This window comes from Erwinia sp. PPS120 (assembly GCF_047918655.1).
GTDB lineage: Bacteria > Pseudomonadota > Gammaproteobacteria > Enterobacterales > Enterobacteriaceae > Erwinia > Erwinia tasmaniensis_A.
Window position 1 is genome coordinate 50,259 of record NZ_JBLREF010000039.1, and the last position, 22,660, is coordinate 72,918.

Consider the following 22,660-nt stretch of genomic DNA (forward strand, 5'->3'; position numbering starts at 1 on the left):
ATTATACCCTCAGGTGCATTAAGAGTTTGGGGAATAATATGCTATATAATTCATTTGATATTTATGTGTTATAGATTAGCATTTTTAACTCAGATGGTTGATATTTATGTTAATCTAATAAGGATATTATAATGACTATTAGGCTTCTTGATTGTTTGGAGATTAAATCAGTGGCGGGGCTTCTGGTGCTTACGACCCGGCATATGCAGGAGCTAGTGCGAGAGCGAGCCAGTCCGGAGGACATAATTCCCGTAATAATGGAAATTGTCCACCTTACATAAACCCAGCCTATAAAGACTGTTTGAATGGTATCTTTGGTGGCATGGTTACAGGGTCCATGGCGGTCCAGCCTCAGCTATTGCGAGTGCTGTTGGTGGAGGCGCCTGAATTCTTCCGGGTCTGGTAATAATGGTACAAGAAACAATTCAGGTGGAAATGATTTTGGGGGGCAGTGCACCTGGTAAAAGGAAATACCTCTTTCTTTAATGAAGGAGGTATCAATAAGGAGTATTACCATGAAATTTTTCTGGCCGCTGGTCGCATGCATGGCTGTTATCATTGCATCGGGTTTTTTAAAGGGCGCAGGTGTGGGGTATGGTGCACTGTTCTCATTTCCGCAGGCGATCTCCAACTTTATTGTCACCCTGTCCACTTTCTACGCTTTCACGCATGTGTCCGTAACGATTATTGCGCTGTTAGCTAAAAAGAGGGGCCTGCACAGGGAGTAAGCGTTGGCAGATGTTCTTGTCTTCATGCAGCCGCGCCGCGGTTGCTGAGCTTACCGAAATCCGCTGACGCTTTGATGTCATTTTGGGATATATTTGTGCACTACGAAAATTTTCTTGTTCACAGGTAACATCGTCAATGGCTCTGATCCCTAAAAACTACACGCGTTTGGAAAGCGGATACCGTGAGAAAGCGCTTAAAATCTATCCGTGGGTGTGTGGGCGCTGCTCGCGAGAGTTTGTTTATTCAAACCTGCGGGAATTGACGGTTCACCATATCGATCATGACCATACCAATAATCCAGCAGACGGCAGTAACTGGGAGCTGTTGTGTCTGTATTGCCATGACCACGAACACTCGAAGTACACAGAAGCAGACCAGTACGGCAGTACCGTTGTGGCAGGGGAGGATGCGCAAAACGATGTTGAGGCCGCCACCTACAGTCCCTTTGCCGATTTAAAGTCGATGCTGAATAAGAAGAAATAGCGTTTGAAGGCTGTCCGCTTCTGGGGAAAATCTGGTAGCAACAGTCGCTTAGATTAGCTACTAGCAAGGAGCGGAAGTTATATTAGAGGATAGATCCAGGATTGAACCTGTTCGCAAGTGTCATGGTTGACCATTACGGTATATTCAGGTTCACTGATTATCACTGACCCTCTCTGTTGTACAGGGCTAGAAAAACTGCATATTTTCATAAGGATGCTGGATGCATGCGTTAAGACGGCTATTTAAATCGCCGACATGCACTTCCAGCTTATGTCCATCGGGATCTAAAAAGTAAAATGATTTTCCTTCGCTCTGGTTTGTTTTCCACTCAGTAACGCCCGAGGATTTCAGGTGATTAACAAACTCATCGAAATCTTCGCTTCGGATGCTGAATGCGTAATGAGTGTAATCTTCTCGTGTATCGACTGAGTCAGCAGAGAGGCACAGCCACAGATTACCCAGAAAAAGGTAAGCCCCACGGCTCCATCTGGCCTTAGGTGTGAAACCAAGTGTTTTGGAGTAAAAAGTAAAGCTTCTTGAAACGTCGTTTACAGCGATTGTTATGTGGTTCAGCCCGTTCAACATACAGCGTCACCTCAGCAGACTCTATGAAATTACACGTTATCATATTTATACTTTTGCTCACTGCCTGTGTGAGCCGAAAGCGTTATTTTCCGGTTTCGCACTGATCAGGCTTCCTATCCTCCCGGACGACTGAAGGCATCGCGCGATGCATAATATTAAGAGTTGGGGCGAACAAAAAGTGTTCACTTTAATAGTAGGTGTATTCCCAGGAATTCAGTAATCGCATCGGTGACGGACTGCGCTGCTTCAGTTGGTGGATGGTGGCCGGCTCCAGCAAGAATGAGCAAATCGGCGTCAGGCATCAGGTCTGCTATCTCCTGACTTAACCCGACAGGTGTTGCCCTGTCCTGATCTCCGCAAATGATTAATGTCGGCGCAGTGATGTCAGGCAGAAGTGTCGATATATCACCCCGCTCGAAAACCGCAGCGTCCAGCGCAAGCGCTAATCCCTGGCGATTGTGGGCAAGCATAATCCTGCGTTCCCGCCCGGCTGCTGCCTGATTATTCTGCAACCACGCTTCATCGCAGACATAACCCTGAATTTTTCTAAATAAATCGTCACGCGCCTGCTCTGAACCCGTGAGCAGAATTTCACGCTGCCTGTGCCAATTTTGCAGTCGTTCAGAGAATTCAGCCCTGGCACTGGTACCTATAAGAACCAGCCCGGACACATGCTGCGGATAATTTGCAGCAAGTCTGATAGCGATCATTCCGCCCTGACTCTGTCCAATAAATGTCACTTTGCCCAGTGAAAGCTCCTGGATCATCAACGCTAAATCATGGCTGAGGTCGTCAAGTTTCCAGCCAGCAGGGTTATATTCGCTCAGGCCATGTCCAGGCATGTCCAGGACAATACAACGATACGATTTACTCAGGGCCTGAAATTGTGCAGTGAAAATTTCATGGCTTGCGAATAATCCGTGAGCAAAAAGAAGCGTAGGGCCTTCACCAACATCAAGGTAACGATACAGGATGCCATTAATTCTAACCTGCTGAAGCGGCCATTCACCATGGGCATCAAAAGCCCTGGCCAGCAGTGCTGAATCTTCAAATATCTGATAACGCATTATTTTTGACCCTGATATCTTAAAGTGAATGATCATATCGCTGCCTACCGTATTGCCAGTACTTAATACAGTGTGACGAAAGCGGCCCAGCACCAGAACGCTGTCATGGTGTGCAATAATTTCACTGACAGAAAATTCCCGTGCCCTGAAATTCCGTGGAAAATTTTGCAACCAGCGCCTGACCTGATCTGGCCCTTGTAAAATCCCAGCGGTGGACACGCCAGGATCACCGTCGATATGCCACACGACATTCTCATCAAGCAGGCTGAGGATATCGTTCACTCTTCCTTCAGCAAATGCAGCAAGGTAAGCCTCGACAACTTTCCATGCACTTAGCCCGGTCAAATCAAGCGTATTTGGCGAACTCATCATGTTGTTCCTTATGAAAAAAATAAATTGCCCTGGGAATAAAAGATGACAGGGAGTTTATTTTTTTCCATAAGGTGAAAACTACGGATAAAATCGGCCAATTATCTTCCAAAAATAGAAAACAGGATGGGGCGAGGATGGACTGGAACGATTTACGTTTTTTTTTGGAAGTCGCGAGAACAAACAGTCTTACCAAAAGTGCTGTTAAGCTGAAGGTCAGCCAGTCGACGGTTTCAAGGAAGATTAGCGCACTTGAAAGCAGTTTGCAGACCTGCCTTTTCCTCCATCATCAGACCGGGTATTTTCTTACCGATGCAGGGCAAAAGGTCCTCAGATATGCCGAAGAGGTGGAAGCTAAGGTAGAAACGCTGGAAAAACAGATGTCCGGACGGGACCTGACGCCTGCCGGAACGGTGCGCCTGGCTACAGCGGTAACACTGGCAAATCACCTGATTATTCCTGCGTTACCACGCTTTAAAGCCTGCTATCCCGATATCCTGCTGGAGCTCATCACGGGTGTAAATACCGTCTCAGTCTTACGAAATGATGCTGATATTGCACTGCGGCTTGTCCGGCCTGAGCAGAATTCCCTGAAGATACGTAAAGTGGGCGTAATAAAATCCGCAGTGTACGGTTCAGAAACCTATATTCATGAGCATCCTGCACCTGTAGATAACCCAATAGCAGGGCGGAGCTTTATCACCTGGGACGAATCGTTTAGCCATCTGTCTTCTGCCAGATGGCTAAATAAGCATTTCCCGGACAGGACATCGGCATTAGCCTTGACCAGCCTTGTCACGAAAATTGCTGCCGTAAAAGCCAGTCTGGGACTTGCCGTTTTGCCCTGCTTCATTGCCGCCCAGAACAGCGAACTAGTAGAAGTCATCCCCCCACAAGATGTATTTTCTGAAGAACTCTGGCTGGTCACTCATGCCGACTTAATAGCCTCTTCACGAATCCGGGTAGTGGCAGAATTTTTAATGCAAATTATCGCTGAAGCTCACCTGGCCTGAGCTTTCATCATCGCGTTATAGCCGTCTGGTCGACTTATGCATTATTTAGCCTTTTCATCGCCAGCAGCGTCGCATCCATTTATTTTATCGGGATGCACTTACCCACAGTATGCGAACCCGCACATAACCGCTGCATCACATGCGATCCTCCTCGCACTTTTGCACCAGCCGGGTGCGCACCCGGATAAAGGTACAACTATGTTGATTATGCGGTCGGCACGGATGCTGTATTTCTCCCTTCGCCACGCAGTGGCAACGTTATTCCCACTGGCTCTGCGCTTACTGCGCGCTGCGGGTTAATTCGGTGCTGGAACGTCACTGCGGTGTGAGCCTGGTCATCAATCGACAATAAAAAGCGCCTGCTGTTAACGACTGGCGGTTTTTTTGCTTAATAAAAGCGTCCCTGGCGCAGCGTATGTCTGTGCAGGGGAAAATAATGACAATGATCTCTCCCATGCCACCCGGTGGCTCAAGGTTTTTTACCGCTGAGGATTATCGCAATGTCTTTTAAATTTAACAGGTTGTCTCTTTCTGTTTTGTTGGCAAGCAGCCTGAGCACGGCGTTTTATGCTCAGGCGGATGTGGTGATTGGCGTGGGAGGCCCCTTTACCGGGCCTAATGCCACGTACGGTGCGCAGTACTGGAAAGGTGCATCGCAGGCGGCGGCGGATATCAACGCTGCGGGCGGTATTAAGGGAGAGAAAATTGTCCTGGTACAGGGCGATGACGCCTGTGAACCCAAGCAGGCAGTAGCGGTGGCAAACCGCCTGGTCGATCAGTCAAAAGTCTCTGCCGTGGTCGGCCACTTCTGCTCCTCATCCACCATGCCTGCCTCAGAAGTGTATGACGAGGCGGGCGTGTTAAGCATTACGCCAGGCTCCACCAACCCGCAAATTACCGAACGCGGGATGAAAACGCTGTTTCGCATGTGTGGCCGTGACGATCAGCAGGGAGACGTTGCCGCAAACTATATGCTGGACGTGCTGAAAGCGAAGAAAATCGCGGTGATCCACGATAAGGATACCTACGGCCAGGGCCTGGCGGATGCGACGAAGGCCGCACTGGAAAAGCGCGGTACGAAGGAAGTGCTGTATGAGGGGCTGTCCCGTGGCGAGAAGGACTTTAATGCGCTGGTCACTAAAATCGGCTCCCTGAAGCCGGACGTCGTCTACTTTGGCGGCTGCCACCCCGAGGCCGGGCCGCTGGTACGGCAGATGCGCGAGCAGGGCGTGCAGGCGAAATTCTTCTCCGGCGACTGCGTGGTCACCGAAGAGCTGGTCACGGCAGCGGGCGGGCCGCAGTACACCAACGGCGTGCTGATGACCTTCGGTAAGGATCCCCGCACGCTGCCCAGCGGTAAAGCGGTAATTGATAAATTCCGCGCCTCGGGCTTTGAGCCGGAAGGTTACACCCTCTACGCCTATGCATCCATTCAGGCCATCGCGGCGGCCTACAACGGCGCCGGTAAAGACAATGAAAAAGCCAGCGAATGGCTGAAAAGCCACAGCGTGGACACCGTGATGGGGCCGAAGTCATGGGACGGCAAGGGCGACCTGAAGGTCTCTGACTACGTGGTCTATCAGTGGGATGACAAGGGTAAATACCACGCGCTCTGAGCAGGCTAGGCGATGCGGTATTAATGCTTCAATCAACGTTCCGCCCGTAAAGGGCGGGATATGACACCCTTTCAGGTGATGCGCTGGAACAGATTTCCGGCGCGGCCTGGCCTTCGGCGAGACCCTTTAAAATGGAAGCATTCGTTCTGCAACAGCTGATCAATGGCCTGACGCTGGGGGCCGTCTACGGCCTCATCGCCATCGGTTATACCATGGTGTACGGCATTATCGGCATGATTAACTTCGCTCACGGCGAGGTTTATATGATCTCGGCCTATCTCTGCGCCATCGGTCTGGCGCTGCTCTCTTACTTTGGCATCCACTCCTTTCCGCTGCTGATCTTCGGGACGCTGCTGTTTACCATCGTTGTGACCAGCGTCTATGGCTGGGCGATTGAGCGCATTGCTTACCGGCCGCTGCGCAACTCCACCCGGCTGGCCCCGCTGATTTCAGCCATTGGTATGTCGCTGATCCTGCAAAACTACGTGCAGATAAGCCAGGGTCCTAATCAGCAGGGGATCCCGACGCTGCTCACCGGCGTGCTGCGCCTGCACGTCGGCGAGGGTCTGGTGCAGATAACCTGGACCAAAGTCTTTATTCTGGCGGCGGCCATCATCGGCATGGCGGTTCTCACCTGGATAATTCAGTACACCCGGCTGGGGCGCATCTGTCGTGCCACGCAGCAGGACCGCCGTATGGCTGCCATCCTGGGAATAAATACCGATCGGGTTATCTCGCTGGTGTTTGTCATCGGTGCGGCGATGGCGGGGCTGGCTGGCGTACTGGTCACCATGAACTATGGCACCTTTGATTTTTATGCCGGATTTATTATCGGCATCAAAGCGTTCACCGCTGCGGTGCTGGGCGGAATTGGATCGCTGCCGGGGGCTATGCTGGGCGGCCTGCTGTTAGGGGTGGCGGAAGCGCAGTTCGCCGGGCTGGTCAACTCTGATTATAAGGATGTGTTCTCATTTGCTCTGCTGGTGGCGATCCTGATATTCCGCCCTCAGGGGCTGCTGGGCCGTCCACTGGTCGCTAAGGTGTAAGGAGATGAGCATGTCTGACGCTTCAATGCATCCAGGGCTGGTCGTCAGGCAGATCCTGACGGAGTCCGTGCTGGCCGGTCTTTGCGCGCTGGTGGTATTTGGTCCGATCGTGGGGATTGTCCTGAAAGGCTACAGTTTCACCCTTGCACCGGGACGCGTGGCGGTGCTGGTTGCCATCGTCATGGCGGGCCGGCTGCTGCTCAGCCTGCTGCTGCAAAGCGCGGCAGGACGTAAATTCGTGATGCGCTTTGAAGGGACGAACAACGGCGTCTACGTGCGTCCGGCAAGCCAGCGCTCGCCGCTGCGCTGGGCGCTACCGCTGCTGCTGGTACTGGCGCTGCTGTTCCCGTTTGTTGCCACAAAGTATCTGCTGACCGTGGCGATCCTGGGGCTTATTTATGTGCTGCTGGGACTGGGCCTGAATATCGTGGTGGGCCTGGCCGGGTTGCTGGACCTGGGTTACGTGGCCTTTTATGCCATCGGGGCCTACGGGCTGGCGCTGGGCTACCAGTATCTGGGGCTGGGGTTCTGGTCGATGCTGCCGCTGGGGGCTTTGATGGCGGCGCTGGCGGGCGCGCTGCTTGGGTTCCCGGTACTGCGCATGCATGGGGATTACCTGGCGATTGTCACCCTGGGATTTGGTGAAATCATTCGTCTGGTGCTGACCAACTGGGTCAGCTTCACCGGCGGGCCAAACGGCGTCTCCGTGCCGGCCCCGACGCTTTTCGGGCTGGAGTTTGGTCGACGGGCGAAGGAGGGCGGTACGCCGATCCATGAGTTTCTGCATATTGCGTTCAACCCCAACCTGAAGTTTATCTTCCTCTACACGGTGCTTATTCTGGTGGTGCTGCTGGTGCTGTTTATTAAGCACCGGCTGACGCGCATGCCGATTGGTCGTGCCTGGGAAGCGCTGCGGGAGGATGAAATTGCCTGCCGGTCGCTGGGGCTGAATCACGTACTGGTTAAGCTGTCGGCCTTTATGATCGGTGCTTCTACCGCCGGTATTGCCGGGGTATTTTTTGCCAGCTATCAGGGGTTTGTTAACCCGACCTCCTTTACCTTTTTTGAGTCGGCGCTGATCCTCGCCATTGTGGTGTTGGGCGGAATGGGATCAACCCTCGGCGTGGTGCTGGCGGCCTTCGTGCTGACCGTGGCACCGGAGCTGCTGCGCAGCTTTGCAGAGTATCGCGTGCTGCTGTTTGGCATCCTGATGGTACTGATGATGATCTGGCGACCACGCGGGCTGGTGCGCACCAGCCGGGCGGGCGTAGCCCTACGCAAAGGGGAGGCACCATGAGCAATGCGATTTTGCAGGTGTCGCACCTGAGGATGCACTTTGGCGGGATCAAAGCGCTAAACGACGTCAGTCTTGAGGTGGAGCGGGGGTCGATAACCGCCCTGATTGGCCCGAACGGTGCCGGAAAGACCACGGTATTTAACTGCCTCACCGGTTTTTACCGCGCCTCCGGCGGTTCAATCCGGCTGAACGCACAGGCAAAGCTGACCGATGTGGTTCAGGTTCTGGGGCAGAAAATCCGTCCGGCTGACCTGATTAATCCGGCGCGGCTGGGGTCGCGCATCTGGTACAAAATGTTTGGCGGTGCGCATCTGGTTAATCGCGCGGGTCTGGCGCGAACCTTCCAGAATATCCGCCTGTTCCGCGAGATGACGGTGATTGAAAACCTGCTGGTTGCGCAGCATATGCAGGCCAATCGCAATTTGATTGCCGGTATCTTCAATACTCCCGGCTATCATCAGACGGAGAGCCAGGCGCTGGACCGGGCGTTTTACTGGCTGGAGGTGGTGGAGCTGGAGGATTGCGCCAACCGGCTGGCGGGCACCCTCTCTTACGGACAGCAGCGCAGGCTGGAGATCGCGCGCGCCATGTGTACCGGGCCAGAGATTATCTGCCTTGATGAGCCCGCCGCCGGGCTGAATCCGATTGAAACCGAGGCGCTCGCCCGTATCGTGCGTTTTTTGCGCCAGCAGCATGGCGTAACGGTACTGCTGATTGAGCATGATATGGGCATGGTGATGGCGATCTCCGATCGGGTGATTGTGCTTGACCACGGCGAGGTGATTGCCAGCGGCACACCGCGTGAAATACAGGCCGATACGCGGGTCATTGCCGCCTATCTGGGCGCCGATGAGGAGGAACTCAATTCATGAGTCAGACGCTGCTGGAATTCCGCCAGGTGGATGTATTTTACGGCCAGATCCAGGCGCTGAACGCCGTTTCCCTGACGGTGAACGAAGGGGAAACGGTGGCGCTGATTGGGGCGAACGGGGCAGGAAAGTCCACGCTGCTGATGTCGATCTTTGGTCAGCCGCGAATTGCTGGCGGTCAGATCCTCTACCGCGGTGAAGATATCAGCCGCAAATCGACCCACTTTATCGCCAGTAACGGTATTGCCCAGGCGCCGGAAGGGCGGCGGATATTCCCGGATATGACGGTAGAGGAGAACCTGCTGATGGGCACTATCCCGATTGGCAGCCGCTACCAGAACGCCGACAAGGCCCGGATGTACGGGCTGTTTCCCCGGCTGGAGGAGCGCCGCACCCAGCGGGCGATGACGCTCTCCGGCGGCGAACAGCAGATGCTGGCGATTGCCCGCGCGCTGATGAGCCGACCCAAACTGCTGCTGCTGGATGAGCCAAGCCTGGGGCTGGCACCGATTGTGGTCAAGCAAATTTTCCAGATACTGCGCGATCTCACCCGCGAAGGCATGACGCTGTTTCTGGTGGAACAGAACGCCAGCCACGCGCTGAAGCTCTCCGATCGTGGCTACGTGATGGTCAACGGCCAGATCCAGCTCAGCGGCAGCGGTCAGGCGCTGCTGATGGATCCGGCGGTACGCAGCGCCTACCTTGGCGGAGTATAGGTGACGCCGCCCGACGTAAAGCCGGATCGCCGCCGCCCTGACTGCCGTTAGCGGAATGGCGGTTCGTTGAAGGTGCGCAGCTTGCGGGAGTGCAGCTTGTCACCCTCGGCGCGCAGCAGATCGATAGCGTAGATACCGATCTGTAAGTGCTCTGAGATGGCACCCTCATAGAAGCGATTCGCCTGGCCCGGCAGTTTGATCTCGCCGTGAATCGGCTTATCGGAGACGCAAAGCAGCGTGCCGTAAGGCACGCGAAAGCGATAGCCCTGGGCGGCAATCGTTGCGCTCTCCATATCCACCGCCACCGCGCGGCTGAGGTTAAAGCGCCGCGCCGAGGCCGCATAGCGCAGCTCCCAGTTGCGGTCGTCGGTGGTCACCACCGTGCCGGTGCGCAGCCGCTGCTTAACCTCTTCGCCCGGCATACCGCTGACGTGGCGGGTGGCGTCGTACAGCGCGCGCTGCACTTCCGCAATGCTTGGGATCGGGATATCCGGCGGCAGCACCGCATCCAGCACGTGGTCATCGCGCAGGTAGGCGTGTGCCAGCACGTAATCGCCCATGCTCTGGCTCTCGCGCAGCCCGCCGCAGTGGCCGATCATCAGCCAGGCATGCGGGCGCAGCACCGCCAGATGGTCGCAGATAGTCTTGGCATTCGACGGGCCAACGCCAATATTGATCAGCGTAATTCCTTTCCCCTCCTTCGCAATCAGGTGCCAGGCGGGCATCTGATGATTCTTCCAGGCAAGGCCGGAGAGCGTCTCCTGCGGATTTGGCGTGTCGGCGGTCAGGTAAACCGTACCCGCACAGGAGAGCGCCTCGTAGGGTGAGTTCGGGTCAGCAATCTGCTCGCAGCTCCAGCGCACAAATTCGTCCACGTAGCGGGTGTAGTTAGTAAACAGCACCCACGGCTGGAAGTGCTCTACCGGCGTACCGGTATAGTGGCGCAGCCGGGCCAGTGAAAAGTCGGTGCGCCGCGCATCGAAATGCGACAGCGGAAACTGTTCGCCGGGCTGATAGAGGCCATCGGCATTTTCATCACCGATCTGTGCCAGCTCGGTATTCGGGAAGTGTCTGGCCAGCCCGGCGCTCATGGATCGATCCAGCGTCATACTGGAGCCATCAATCACATAGGGGTAGGGGATCTCCTGCTGTGAGGGGCGAACGTCAAGCGTGATCGGGTATTCGCTGGCCAGCATTTCCAGCTGTTCGGTCAGATAGTGACGAAACAGCGCCGGACGGGTGACGGTGGTGGTATAGCGGCCTGGCTGGGTAAAGCGGCCAAAGGCGCGCGACAGTCGGTGTCCGGGGCCGTCGCCGTGCCAGCTGACGCGCAGTTCGGGGTAGACAAACAGTCCGCTGGCACGCTGCGCCTCATCCGGCAGCGTGCCGCTGCTGACGTAGTCAACAATCGCCTCGCGCAGCGCGGTTACCGCCTGTTCATAGAGTGAATCGAGTTTATCCAGCGCCTCGAGAACGCTAAGGCCCTGTGGAGCAACAGGCTGAGTCATGGTTTTGTCCCGCTCTTAATTGGTGGCTTTACAGTATGTTAGCTGATAACAGACAGAAACGCCTGACGGATACCGGCTCAGAGAGGGAATTTCAGACAGTATGCCATTCTGGATCGTCACGCTCACGCCACGCTTGATGTTTAAAAAGTAAGCTATATACTCAAGATAATCTATATACACAACATCATCAGGTTATCAGGAGTGGGTTATGCCAGCGAAAGAGAAGAGGGTCGCGCCGACCGTGCGCTATCAGTGGCCAGTACTGGTGGATGCACGCGCCATGCGGATGCTTGAAACCGATACTGACGTGCAGTACCTGGTTATCCCGGTAAGGAACCGTTCCGGGCGTAAGCCTGACGCGCAACTGCCGGATGAAAAGGGTGTTGAAGATAAAACTAACGCCTTCCTGGCCTCGCTGGGGCTGAGCAATGCCTTTGCCAGCGTGAAAGAGGGTGAGGTCAAGGCGACCCCTGACGCGAAGCAAGACGCCGCCTTTGATATTTTTGCCGGGTTTGAGGAGTACCGCGCTGAGAATAACCAGCGTATGGAGAACCTGAGAAACCAGATCGTCGCGGAAACAGAGTGGCTGGATGCCAGCCAGCTTTCTGATGCCGTGGGGTTTGAAAACAAAAACCGCAGCGCCGGACCGAATACCTGGAAGCGTCGAAACAAAATCTTTGCTATCTCGTGGCGGGGGAAAAACCTGTATCCCCGGTACTGTCTTGACGATGCCTATCAGCCGCTGCCGGTGGTAAAAGAGATACTGGATATTTTTGGCGATGAGAAAAGTGGCTGGTCACTGGCATACTGGTTCAGCAGCGGTAACAGCTGGCTGGGCGGGCAGGAGCCCAGGGATCTGCTAACCCGCGACAAAGGTCAGGTTATACGTGCAGCCCTGGCGGCTAAGGATGGCATCCAGCATGGCTAAAAAGGGTCTGCCCACACCCTTTCCCAAACCCCATGGCAACCTGGAGATTGAAAGGAAAACCCTTGATGCAGGGATGCATCTGTTTCGGCTCCATCCCTCCCTCTATCAGGGAAACGGCTTCAATAATACGCTCAACGGCGATGCGCGTTTCAGCCCAATCGGCAACAGCGTTACGCAGCGCGTTATCCCTACCCTCTACGCCGGCGAAAGCACCGCGGTCGCCATCTGTGAAGTCCTCTTTCATGATGTTGACGTCTCACAAAGCAAGATCGTCTTTGCGCAGAAAAACCTGATCGATAAAAGCCACAGCGAGCTGATCCTCCAGCAGGATCTGGTCGTGGCCCGTATTGATCACACCTCGGTGGTGAAAATGCGCGCCGGTAAGAAGCTGATCCACTGTGAGGCCGATGAATATGCCTTTACCCGGGAGTGGGCTGAACACATTTATCAGCAACATGCGGATATTCAGGGGCTGGAGTGGCCATCACGCCAGCATCAGGGCAATGCGTGGGTGTTCTTTGGCGATCGCATTCAACACGGCGCGCTGGCAATAGTGGACACCCGGGCCGTTATTCATGACCGAAAGACGCTTGAGATCCTCCTGCGCCTGGCCGCCCGCATGAATATCGTCATTGATTAATGCGGCCTGAAGTGGAAACGGGTCCATCCCATTTCACCACAAACCGGCTGGCAGACCATCCCCACGTTGACGGGATGGTATTGTCGACGAATTACTTAGCCGGAACCTGTTCCTTCGGAAACGAGCGTTATCTATAATGATTCGCATGAATACGAAAACCGCACTGACTCTTCGCCCTGGCCGTCCCCGTGAATTTGACGGGGACGCGGTACTGGATAAGGCCATCATTCGCTTTAGCGAATATGGCTACCATGGCTCGTCCATCTCGGATCTCAATGGCGCGCTGGGGCTGACGTCCGGCAGCATCTATAAGGCCTGGGGCGACAAGCGCGGGCTGTTTCTGGCGGCGCTTGACCGCTATATGCTGCTGCGGGCGGAGGCAATCCGCACCTGCCTGGCGGAGCAAAGCAGCGGGCGCAGCAAAATTGAGGCGCTGTTGCAGCACTACGCCCGGGACAGTACCGGGGCGGCGGGTCGGACGGGCTGCATGGTGGTTGAAACCGCCGCTGAGCTGGCCGTGGCCGATGAAGAGATCGCCGGGCGCATTGCGGCCCAGCATCGCAAACGTGAAGCGCAGCTTTGCGCACTGGCGGTGGAAGCGCAGCGCGACGGTTCGCTGCACACCGGGATGGAGGCAGCCGTTATCGCTAAGCTGCTGCTCACGCTCCAGCAGGGAATGCGGGTGCTGGGGAAAACGGGCGCGACGCCCGAAGAGATGCAGCCGATGATCGCCGGGCTGATGCAGCTGCTTAGCTAACACGCCACGCTTTGCAGGCGATCACAGAATCCCCTCCTGTCCCTTGTAAAACCCGACTCGCTTATTACTCTGCATACAGACTGGGGCTGTTTATGCCGCTTTTTCTGTTGCCTGCCGTGAATGTCCGGCATACCCGTAAGCCCGCAGGAGAGTCCAGCGTGAATCAGAGCCAGCGCGACCATATTGCCACCGTCGTAGACAGCCTCAGCAATACCGCCCTGCGGCGGGGCGGTTTTCAGCAGGATCCTACCATCCGGGAGTCCTGGCAGCGCTGCGTCGAGTCACACGGCCTTGACCCGAGCCGGATGCAGGATGTCCGCATTCTGCCGTGGCATGAGCTGCGCGAGCACCGTGACGATCTCGACGAGTTTCGGCGCATTGCACACCACGGGCTGAGCGTGCTCTATCAGCAAATCGCCGGGGCCGGGTATGTGGTGTTGCTGAACGACGCCCGGGGCGTTACGGTTGATTACCTGGGCGATCCAGCGGCGGAGGACGACCTGCGCCGCGCCGGGCTGTACCTCGGGGCGCACTGGTCAGAGGCCTGGGCGGGCACCTGCGCAGTCGGCACCGCGCTGGCAACCGGCAAGGCGCTAACCGTGCATCAGGCCGATCACTTCGACGCCACGCATATTCCTCTGACCTGTAGCGCGGTGCCGCTGTTCGATCCGCAGGGGCAGCTCAACGCCATCCTGGATATCTCCGCGCTTAGCTCGCCGCAGCCAAAAGCGAGCCAGCAGCTGGCGTTGCAGATCGCCATACTCTACGCTCATCAGATAGAGAACGCCTGGTTCGGGCATCGAAACCGCTCAGACTGGGTGTTACAACTCAGCCCGGCCTCACCCTTTGTCGAGGTCAGCCCGGATTTCCTGATCGCCTTTGACGCCAGCGGTCGGGTGGCCGGTCATAATCATCGCGCCCAGCGCATGTTGGAAAAAGAGCTGGGGATCGCGGCGCCATCGCCTCACGCCCGCAGTACGCTACTGGGCATGCCGATTGAGCAGCTGTTTAATACCACCCTTGACTGCCTCCCGGACTGGCTGGCCAGCGCAGCGATCTTGACTGGCTGATCGACAAAATGCTCGGCGGGAGGGTGCAGCTCAGTGCGGCGGCCCGGGAATGTCTGCGTCAGCACCGCTGGCCCGGCAACCTGCGTGAACTGAGCAACGCGCTTGATTACGCCATGGCGATCTGCGAGGACGAACGCATTGAAGTCCATGATCTGCCGGAAAGCCTCCTCAATCGCGGAGCGAATGCCCCGTCGATAGTGAATTCCCCGTCGATAGCGAGTCATGAGATGGCCTTACGGCATCCGCCTTATCCACTACCGCCCGATATCGCTCCCGCCCCGCTGCCTGAGAAACAGCTGCTGATGCAGTATCTGCGCGTCGCGCGCTGGAACCTCAGCGCCGTTGCCCGCCAGATGGGCATCAGCCGGATGACGCTCTATCGTCGTATGCAGCGTTTTGGCATCCGCTCTCCCAATCGTAACGACGCTGTGCATTAATCCCTGGGTTAACACCCGTTCCGCACATTGTCATCGGCAGACTGTATCACTCCCTGGGGTGACACCTGTCCCGCTGTGACAGCCTGTGCCCTGTGACACCTGTAACATTTCTCGCTGGCCCCCTCGCGATGTCGGGTCGGCAACCTTTTGATAAATAATTATTTAACATAAATTTTAAATGATTGGCACATCCTTTGCGTTGGCTCTGACAGCTAACTCCGGAGGAAAGCCGATGACCGCGCCCGAAACAGCCCTTTCCGCCCCATGGGTTGGCATTATTGCCAACCCGGTATCCGCCCGCGATATTCGCCGCATTACCGGTCATGCCGGCTCGCTGCCGCTGGCCGAGCGGGTCAATCTGCTGCTGCGTATGATGGTCGCGCTGGCAGGCTGCGGCATCCGGGAAGTGCGCATGATGCCGGATCGCGAAGGGCTGCGCGCGCTGCTGCTGCGCGAGCCGACGGTGCTGGGCCTGGCGCTTGGGCTGTACGCCAGCGGACGCATTCCTGCCGCGCAGGCGCTGGATGCGCCCCAGCGCGTGCGCACGCTGTCGCTGATTGGCAGCGCCGGGTTTGGGCCGCAGATTAATCAGGCTTACACTCAGGGCTTTATTGATGCGCAGACGCGGCGTGAGCTGAAACCGGTGATTGAACTGCTTTTCGCCGATCGCAGCCTGGTGAGTCGCCAGATGCTGGATGATTTGCTTAAATATAAGCGGCTGGACGGCGTCACGGAGAGCCTGAACGCGCTCCATCAGGGGCTGTTCGCCGCGGGTCAGCAGGCTGCGCTGCCGGGCCGCGAGCTGGATGGCCGCTCGCCACCGCTGCTGGTGATCTGAGGGGAGAACGATGCGATTATCCCTGCCGGTGACGCGCAGCATGCGCCCTCCGGCAGTCAGGTCGAGATCATCAGCGCCGCAGGGCATATGCCACAGATGGAAAAATTCCAGCAGGTTAACCGACTGCTCCAGCAGCATATCGGGGCCGGATAAGGAACGGAATGGAAAATGATATTGTGGCCGCCGCTCAGGGCGGCCAGTTTTCGCTGCGGCCACCGCAGTTAGGGTTTTATGCCGATCCGACGCTGGCGGAAGCCGGACTGTTTCAACCCGCCGCTGCGGGCCAGCCGGTGGCACAGGTCTGGCAGGGGCCACCGTCGCTGGTGGTGCCCGCCAGCTACAAACGCTATGCCTCGCTGGCCCCGGTACGTGAGCAGTTTGCGGCGGCGGGCTGCCCGGTATTTATGCGCAAATCGGGCGGCGGGCTGGTGCCCCAGGGGCCGGGGATCCTCAACCTCAGCCTGGCCTGGGCCACGGATCGCACCCTGGGCGAAGCGGCAGAGGGCGTTTATCACCACCTGTGCGGCGTGCTCAGTGGGGCGCTGGCCGATTCAGGCGTGGCAACCCATTTGCAGGCCGTAGAAGGCTCCTTCTGCGACGGACGCTTTAACCTTGCCTGTGGCGAGGGTGAGCAGGCGCGAAAAATCGCCGGTACCGCCCAGTACTGGCAGGCGATCCCTGGCCAGCCGGTCGGAGAGCCGCGCCGCCACGTGGTGCTGGCGCATGCGGTACTGCTGGTCGACTGCGATCTGGATGCTGTGCATCGCCTCGCCAATCAGTTTGAGGCGGCGATCGGCAGCGGACGCCTGTATCAGGCAGCGAAAACGGTCAGCGTTGCGCAAATGCTGACCTGGCGAAATGGCCGTCTGGTCGATAATATCGCCAGGGCATTATTGCGCGCCGTCGCGGCCAGCGGGGTAAATGCCGCCTGACCGGTTCCGGTCAGGCGGTTATTCCCATATTCAACAAAACGATTGTCATTATTGTCGGTTTACATTCATTTCGCCGAATTCTAATAATTTAGCGGTGATGAATTAAGGAAGCCGCAGCTATGAGTCAATCTGTTCAGGTGGCAAAACCCGACGACGCGGAAGAAATATTCGCTTTATTACAACGCGCCTATGCATCACTCCTGCGTGAGAATATCCATTTCACCATTACGCAGGGGACGGTGGCCGAGGTACGCGCCACCATCGAGCAGGAGACGGTGCTGGTATTGCGCAAATGGCAGCGCGCGGTCGCCACCGTAACCGTGCGCCTGCCCTGGGCGCAGGACGCCAGCGCGCCTGCGGCACTGCCGTTTATTCACTGGTTTGCCGTCGACCCGGATTATAAAGGTCAGGGCTATGGCCGAAAAATAATTGACTGGGCCGAACGCCGTTTATTGCATGAGACGCTAAAAGCCCCGGGCGTCTATTTAGCCACGGCCATTAAGCATCCCTGGCTTAGCGAACTTTATTTACGTCGTGGCTACCAGCCTTTCTGTTATCGCACCAATAAATTAGGCGAGGAACTGGTTTTTCTGAAAAAAGAGTTTATCGCCATTGCGCCCCCAGAGGTCGCTGAAATTATACAGCCTGCCTGATTCAGGGCCTTTAAATTAACACCTGCAACGACCGGGAATACTATGAAAGTGAATTCGCTCGCCCTTGCGCTGAGTTTTACCTGCCTGCTGGGCAGTGTCTCTGCCCTTGCCGCCGCACAGGCTCACCGCGGCGGCAGCCTGACCTGGGGCGTCGAGACCGAGCCCGTTCCGTTTAACCCGCAGCTTAACGGCCAGTCGAAGGCGGAAGTGGTGCTGCGCAACGTCTGGGAATCGCTGCTGGCGCGCCGCCCGGACGGCAGCTACGTTCCCTGGCTGGCACAGGGCTATCAGGCCTCGCCGGACGGCAAAAGCTTCACCTTTACCCTGCGCCCCGACGTCACCTTTTCCAACGGCGAGAAGCTGACCGCCAGCGCGGTAGCTGAAAATTTCCGCCATTTGCAGGATGCACAATACTGTGCCGGCAGCAGCCTGTGCGCGATGGGCGTGCGCATTGCCCGCATCGACACGCCGGATGACCACAGCGTGACCATTACGCTGAAACAGGGGTTTGCCCCGTTCCTCGCTTTCGCCGCGAAATTACCGATCCTGGCCCCCGCCAGCTGGCATTCATCGCAGCTCAGGTCGGGAGGTACGGAGATTGCCGGCACCGGGCCATTTATCCTCGAAAGCTATGAGAAAGGCCAGCAGGCGACCTTCGTGCGCAACCCGAACTATCACTGGGCACCGGCCACCGCACAGCATCAGGGACCGGCCTATCTCGACAGCATCACCTATCGCTTTCTGCCGGAGTCTTCGGTGCGCACCGGCGCGCTGCTCTCCGGCCAGGTCGACGTGATTGAAGGGATATCCGGCAACGATGCCGGGGAATTTAAGGACAACGCCGACTTTACCTATCAGCATGCGCTTAACACCGGAAGCCCTTACTCGCTGTTCCTCAACGTCGATTACGGCCCGACCCGCGAGCTGAAAGTGCGCCAGGCCCTGCTACAGGGACTGGATATCGATCCGATCCTGAAATCGATCTATCGCGGCGAGCGCACCCGCGCCTGGGGCATTACCTCGCCCGTTGATCCGCTCTATAGCAGGGATCTGGAGGGCAAATATGGCAACCAGCCCGCGCTCGCTAACCAACTGCTGGATGAGGCAGGCTGGACCACGCGCGACAGCCAGGGCTTTCGCAGCAAAAACGGTCAGCGGCTGAGCATCGAGGTTGTCCAGGCCCAGGCGACGGTGCGCGATCAGCGCGACGTGCTGCTGCAGGCGCTTCAGGCTCAGGTGCGGCAGCGTCTTGGCGTGGAGCTTAAGCTGCGCTACGTCGACGCAGGCACTTACGTTGAGGTACGCAACAGCGGAAAATTTGGCTCGATAGCCAACTCGAACACCGATACCGACGGCATTGATATTGAAAACCACTATCGCCCGGTCAACGCAGGCGGGGCGATCAACTACAGCCGGGTCAACAGCCCTGAGATCACTGGCTGGCTTGACCGTGCGGCGGCGACGCTCGATGCACAGCAGCAGCGGCAGAACTACAGCGATCTTCAGCAATACGCCCTTATCCAGCAGGCGCTGGCGGTGCCGCTCTATGAGCCGGAAGATCAGATTGCGGCGGCCAGCTATGTCCACGGCGTCGGGTTCCGCAGCTTTAAGCAGATGCCGGAAAACGGCTACGACATCTGGCTGAGCGAACACTAACCGGGAGAGGCGAGCATGAGTCTTGAGAGCATCTTAACCCACCCGCCGCGCGCGCCGCGTCCCGTGCTGTGGCGCAGCCTGCTGGTGCGTCGTATCGCCGGGCGTCTCTCCGGCGGCGCCCTGGTGCTGTGGGCGGCGGTCACGCTGGCGTTTCTTGGCATCCATCTGGCACCGGGCGATACGGTCAGTCTGCTGATTGGTGAACAGGCGCGCACCCCGGCCATTGAGGCGGCTATCCGCAGTGAATGGGGGCTGAACGAGCCGCTGGGGTGGCAGTATCTGCACTATCTGTGGCGCGCGGTGCACGGCGATTTTGGCCGCTCTTACGTCCTGAATACCGAAGTAAGCCAGCTGCTGACCACCCAGCTGTGGCCGACGCTGAAGCTGACCGCGGCGGCGCTGCTGGTCAGCGTCCTCTTCGCGGTGGTAATGGCAGTCGCGACGGCAAACCGCCGCTGGGGTCGCCGCGTGGCAGGCGGGCTGGAGCTGCTGCTGGCTTCCACGCCGTCCTTCTGGCTCGGCATCGTGCTGCTGTTTATCTTCAGCTTTACCCTGCGCTGGTTCCCGGTGGCGGGCGACCGGCATCTCTCTTCGCTGGTGCTGCCCGCGCTGTCGCCTGGGCTGGCCCAGGGTGCGGTGCTGGCACAGGTGCTGCGGCGCGAGCTGGAAAGCGCGCTGGCGGCACCCTTTACCCTGACGCTGCGCGCGTGGGGCGTGGGCGAAACCACGATCCGCCTGCGTCACGCTCTGCGCCATGCCGCCCTGCCGGTCGTCACCCTCACCGGCTGGCTGGTGGGCGGGCTGCTGAGCGGAGCAGTGATCACCGAGCAGGTGTTTGGTCGTCCGGGTCTGGGCAAGCTGACGGTAGATGCGGTGCTGGCGAAAGATCTGCCGGTGGTGCTGGCGGTAGCGATCCTTTCGGCGCTGATCTACGTGGTGATGAGCACGCTGGTCGATATTCTGGCGCTGTGGCTCGACCCACGCCTGCGTGAGGAGAGCCGATGATGAAAGCCCTCTCCGCACGTTTCTCGCCGACGCTGCCCGCCTCCGTCTGGAGCGCCAGCCTGTTTCTGCTGCTGGTCGCGCTGGCGGTGGTGGCGCCTGAGTGGCTGACGCACGGCGATCCGCTACTGGCCGACCCGGTTAACGCCCAGCTACCCCCTTCGGCGCAGCACTGGCTGGGGACCGATCAGCTGGGGCGCGACCTGCTGACGCGGATTATCTATGGCAGCCGCTACTCGCTGCTGATAAGCGTGGCGGCGATGGCGCTGGCGGTGATCTTCGGCACGCTGCTGGGGCTGAGCGCGGCGCTGGCGCGCGGCGTGGTCGATGAGCTGCTGAGCCGCGCGGTGGACGTTATCTCGGCATTTCCCGACCTGCTGCTGGCGCTGATGCTGATCGCCTTTACCGGTCCCGGCACCGCTAACCTGATTATTGCGCTGGGCGTGGCGTCGGTGCCGCGCTTTGCCCGCGTGGTGCGGGTGCAGACGCGCAGCGTGATGACCTCCGGCTACGTTGAACAGGCCCGCACCTTTGGCCTGTCGCGCTTCCGGCTAACGGTGCGGCATATTCTGCCCCACGCGATGGCGCAGGTTCCGGCGCTGGCGACGCTCGGGCTGGGCACCGTGATTATCGGCACCGCCGGGCTGAGCTTTCTCGGCATGGGGCCGCAGCCGCCTACCGCTGAATGGGGGCTGATGCTGGCGGAAGGGCGTAACTACCTGCGCAACGCCTGGTGGATCGCCGCCTGGCCGGGGGTGTTTATCACCCTGACGGTGGTGGCGGTGAGCACGCTGGGCCGCTACTGGCAGACGCGCTTTGCCGGGAGGTCGCAATGAGTCAGCCGGTCATTGATATTCGTAACCTCTCTGTCCGCTTTGGTTCTCAGCTGGTGGTGAAAAATCTCAGTCTGCAGGTGTGGCCGGGCGAATCCGTGGCGCTGGTTGGCGAGTCCGGCTCCGGCAAAACCCTGACGGCGCGCAGCCTGCTGGGGCTGCTGCCGGAGGGGGCCTCCTTCAGTGCCGATCGCTTTGTTATCGACGGGTGCGACATGCTGCAGGCCAGCCGTCGCGACTGGCGGGCGCTGCGCGGGCGGCGCATCGGCTATGTGCTACAGGATGCGCTGGTCTCGCTCGATCCGCTGCGGCGCATTGGGCAGCAGCTGGCCGATGCGCTAACCGCCTCCGGCTACCGGCCGGGCGCCCCGCTGCGGGAGAAAAGCGTGGCGCTGCTCCAGGCGGCTGGCATTGATGATGCCGAAAGCCGCCTCGATCGCTATCCCCACCAGCTTTCCGGCGGCCAGCGCCAGCGCGCGCTGATTGCCACCGCCCTGGCGGGCAGTCCGGCGCTGCTGATCGCCGATGAGCCGACCACGGCGCTGGATATGACGGTGCAGCGGCAAATCCTCCAGCTGCTGGCGCAGCGGCGGCGCGACGGCCAGGCGCTGCTGCTGATCAGTCACGATCTGGCGGTGGTTTCGGCGCTGGCGGATCGCGTGCTGGTGATGCGCGATGGCGAAGTGGTGGAACAGGGCCACTGCGGGCCGCTGCTGAGCCAGCCGCAGCACCCCTGGACGCAGCGGCTGCTGCGTGCGGTGCCGACGCCCGCCACCCGCGGTCTGCGCCTCAGTTCAGCCGAACCGGTGGCTCTGCCACCGCGACCCCAGCCCGGTGGTGCACCGCTGCTGGAGGCGATTGGGCTGCATAAGACTTACGGTGAGCGGCAGGTGCTGAATAATATCAACTTTACCCTGCACGCCGGGGAAACCCTTGGCGTGGTGGGGGAGTCCGGCTCCGGCAAAACCTCACTGGTCAAACTGGTGATGGGCATCAGCGAGCCGGATAGCGGCACGCTGCGGCTGGAGGGGAGCCGCTGGGATCGCCTCCCGGAGAAAGCGCGACGCGCCCGACGCGCCCGTTTACAGCTGATCGCCCAGGACCCTTACAGCTCGTTCGACCCGCGCTATACGGTGGAAAAAATCATTGGCGAAAGCCTCGACTGTATCGGTATTTACGGCGACGCACGCCGCCAGCGAGTACGCCAGCTGCTGGACGAGGTGCAGCTCGGCGACCGCTTCCTTAATCGCTACCCGCAGCAACTCTCTGGCGGTCAGCGCCAGCGCGTCGCTATCGCCCGCGCCTTTGCACCCAATCCGGCGCTGCTGGTGGCCGATGAACCGGTCAGCGCGCTCGACGTCTCGGTGCAGGCGCAGGTGCTCGATCTGCTGGCCGATATGCAGGCCGCGCACGGCACCGCGCTGCTGTTTATCTCGCACGATCTTGGCGTGATCCAGCATCTCGCCGATCGCGTGCTGGTCATGCAAAACGGTCAGGTGGTGGAGAGCGGCGAACTGCGCGAGGTCTTTACCGCCCCACAGCATCCGTGGACGCAAAAACTGTTACAGGCGCTGCCGGTTCTTCCCGGCCTGCACCCCACAATCGCACAGTAAGGA

The 22,660-nt window shown here is 58.3% G+C and carries 21 protein-coding genes and 1 pseudogene; 19 read left to right on the top strand and 3 right to left on the bottom strand.

All coding sequences use genetic code 11. From position 1 onward, the window contains the following. The first annotated feature begins 515 nt into the window (after window positions 1–515). Together ACLRGG_RS18545 and yajD are read left to right on the top strand one after the other, a co-directional pair. Entirely contained in the window at window positions 516–728 is a 213-nt protein-coding gene (locus tag ACLRGG_RS18545) for a hypothetical protein (RefSeq protein ID WP_416251142.1), read from the top strand. A 136-nt stretch (window positions 729–864) separates the two neighbouring features. Next, window positions 865–1,212, top strand: a complete 348-nt coding sequence (yajD, locus tag ACLRGG_RS18550) for an HNH nuclease YajD (RefSeq protein WP_067707249.1) — start codon at window positions 865–867, stop codon at window positions 1,210–1,212. Between the two features lie 186 nt (window positions 1,213–1,398). Here yajD and fos read toward each other — a convergent pair whose 3' ends face one another. Both fos and ACLRGG_RS18560 read right to left on the bottom strand, forming a co-directional pair. Next, a complete protein-coding gene (gene fos / locus ACLRGG_RS18555; protein ID WP_416251143.1) occupies window positions 1,399–1,797 on the bottom strand; it encodes a fosfomycin resistance glutathione transferase in 399 nt (132 codons plus the stop codon). 182 nt (window positions 1,798–1,979) lie between these two features. Then, window positions 1,980–3,236, bottom strand: a complete 1,257-nt coding sequence (locus ACLRGG_RS18560; RefSeq protein WP_416251144.1) for an alpha/beta fold hydrolase — start codon at window positions 3,234–3,236, stop codon at window positions 1,980–1,982. A gap of 134 nt (window positions 3,237–3,370) precedes the next feature. Between ACLRGG_RS18560 and ACLRGG_RS18565 the strand changes: the two genes are divergently transcribed. The 6 genes from ACLRGG_RS18565 to ACLRGG_RS18590 all read left to right on the top strand — a co-directional run bounded on the left by ACLRGG_RS18565 (window position 3,371) and on the right by ACLRGG_RS18590 (window position 9,790). Beyond that, on the top strand, window positions 3,371–4,246 hold the full coding sequence (locus ACLRGG_RS18565; protein WP_416251145.1) for a LysR family transcriptional regulator: 876 nt from the start codon (window positions 3,371–3,373) through the stop codon (window positions 4,244–4,246). A 500-nt stretch (window positions 4,247–4,746) separates the two neighbouring features. Further along, window positions 4,747–5,862, top strand: coding sequence for a branched-chain amino acid ABC transporter substrate-binding protein (locus ACLRGG_RS18570; RefSeq protein ID WP_345828045.1), 1,116 nt, complete (start codon window positions 4,747–4,749; stop codon window positions 5,860–5,862). A 131-nt stretch (window positions 5,863–5,993) separates the two neighbouring features. Further along, the gene (locus tag ACLRGG_RS18575) at window positions 5,994–6,908 is read left to right on the top strand and encodes an ABC transporter permease subunit (protein ID WP_416251146.1); all 915 of its coding nucleotides are present in this window, start codon (window positions 5,994–5,996) and stop codon (window positions 6,906–6,908) included. A gap of 10 nt (window positions 6,909–6,918) precedes the next feature. Beyond that, the gene (gene livM / locus ACLRGG_RS18580; protein ID WP_416251147.1) at window positions 6,919–8,205 is read left to right on the top strand and encodes a high-affinity branched-chain amino acid ABC transporter permease LivM; all 1,287 of its coding nucleotides are present in this window, start codon (window positions 6,919–6,921) and stop codon (window positions 8,203–8,205) included. Further along, a complete protein-coding gene (locus ACLRGG_RS18585; protein ID WP_416251148.1) occupies window positions 8,202–9,077 on the top strand; it encodes an ABC transporter ATP-binding protein in 876 nt (291 codons plus the stop codon). Before livM ends, ACLRGG_RS18585 begins: the two co-directional genes overlap by 4 nt. After that, window positions 9,074–9,790, top strand: a complete 717-nt coding sequence (locus ACLRGG_RS18590; protein WP_416251149.1) for an ABC transporter ATP-binding protein — start codon at window positions 9,074–9,076, stop codon at window positions 9,788–9,790. The genes ACLRGG_RS18585 and ACLRGG_RS18590 overlap by 4 nt, the downstream gene beginning before the upstream one ends. A gap of 47 nt (window positions 9,791–9,837) precedes the next feature. Here ACLRGG_RS18590 and ACLRGG_RS18595 read toward each other — a convergent pair whose 3' ends face one another. After that, window positions 9,838–11,298, bottom strand: a complete 1,461-nt coding sequence (locus ACLRGG_RS18595) for an AMP nucleosidase (protein WP_416251150.1) — start codon at window positions 11,296–11,298, stop codon at window positions 9,838–9,840. Between the two features lie 208 nt (window positions 11,299–11,506). Between ACLRGG_RS18595 and ACLRGG_RS18600 the strand changes: the two genes are divergently transcribed. The 11 genes and pseudogenes from ACLRGG_RS18600 to ACLRGG_RS18650 all read left to right on the top strand — a co-directional run bounded on the left by ACLRGG_RS18600 (window position 11,507) and on the right by ACLRGG_RS18650 (window position 22,657). After that, window positions 11,507–12,226 carry a hypothetical protein gene (locus ACLRGG_RS18600; RefSeq protein ID WP_416251151.1) on the top strand — a complete coding sequence of 240 codons (720 nt, stop codon included), beginning with the start codon at window positions 11,507–11,509 and terminating at the stop codon, window positions 12,224–12,226. Then, window positions 12,219–12,866, top strand: coding sequence for an RES family NAD+ phosphorylase (locus tag ACLRGG_RS18605; protein WP_416251152.1), 648 nt, complete (start codon window positions 12,219–12,221; stop codon window positions 12,864–12,866). Before ACLRGG_RS18600 ends, ACLRGG_RS18605 begins: the two co-directional genes overlap by 8 nt. 145 nt (window positions 12,867–13,011) lie before the next feature. Continuing rightward, window positions 13,012–13,623, top strand: coding sequence for a TetR/AcrR family transcriptional regulator (locus tag ACLRGG_RS18610; RefSeq protein WP_416251153.1), 612 nt, complete (start codon window positions 13,012–13,014; stop codon window positions 13,621–13,623). 158 nt (window positions 13,624–13,781) lie between these two features. After that, window positions 13,782–15,130 (top strand): annotated as a pseudogene (locus tag ACLRGG_RS18615) (sigma-54-dependent Fis family transcriptional regulator). A 232-nt stretch (window positions 15,131–15,362) separates the two neighbouring features. Continuing rightward, entirely contained in the window at window positions 15,363–15,968 is a 606-nt protein-coding gene (locus ACLRGG_RS18620) for an alpha/beta hydrolase (RefSeq protein ID WP_416251154.1), read from the top strand. Between the two features lie 161 nt (window positions 15,969–16,129). Next, window positions 16,130–16,900: a lipoyl protein ligase domain-containing protein gene (locus tag ACLRGG_RS18625; protein ID WP_416251155.1), complete on the top strand. Its 771-nt coding sequence runs from the start codon at window positions 16,130–16,132 to the stop codon at window positions 16,898–16,900. A 119-nt stretch (window positions 16,901–17,019) separates the two neighbouring features. Further along, complete coding sequence (locus ACLRGG_RS18630) at window positions 17,020–17,553, top strand: GNAT family N-acetyltransferase (RefSeq protein ID WP_416251156.1); 534 nt, start codon at window positions 17,020–17,022, stop codon at window positions 17,551–17,553. A 42-nt stretch (window positions 17,554–17,595) separates the two neighbouring features. Continuing rightward, window positions 17,596–19,209, top strand: coding sequence for an ABC transporter substrate-binding protein (locus tag ACLRGG_RS18635; RefSeq protein WP_416251157.1), 1,614 nt, complete (start codon window positions 17,596–17,598; stop codon window positions 19,207–19,209). Window positions 19,210–19,224: 15 nt separating this feature from the next. After that, window positions 19,225–20,214 carry an ABC transporter permease gene (locus tag ACLRGG_RS18640; RefSeq protein ID WP_416251158.1) on the top strand — a complete coding sequence of 330 codons (990 nt, stop codon included), beginning with the start codon at window positions 19,225–19,227 and terminating at the stop codon, window positions 20,212–20,214. After that, window positions 20,214–21,047 carry an ABC transporter permease subunit gene (locus ACLRGG_RS18645; protein WP_067707437.1) on the top strand — a complete coding sequence of 278 codons (834 nt, stop codon included), beginning with the start codon at window positions 20,214–20,216 and terminating at the stop codon, window positions 21,045–21,047. Before ACLRGG_RS18640 ends, ACLRGG_RS18645 begins: the two co-directional genes overlap by 1 nt. Then, on the top strand, window positions 21,044–22,657 hold the full coding sequence (locus ACLRGG_RS18650; RefSeq protein WP_416251159.1) for a dipeptide ABC transporter ATP-binding protein: 1,614 nt from the start codon (window positions 21,044–21,046) through the stop codon (window positions 22,655–22,657). Before ACLRGG_RS18645 ends, ACLRGG_RS18650 begins: the two co-directional genes overlap by 4 nt. The last annotated feature ends 3 nt before the right edge of the window (window positions 22,658–22,660 follow it).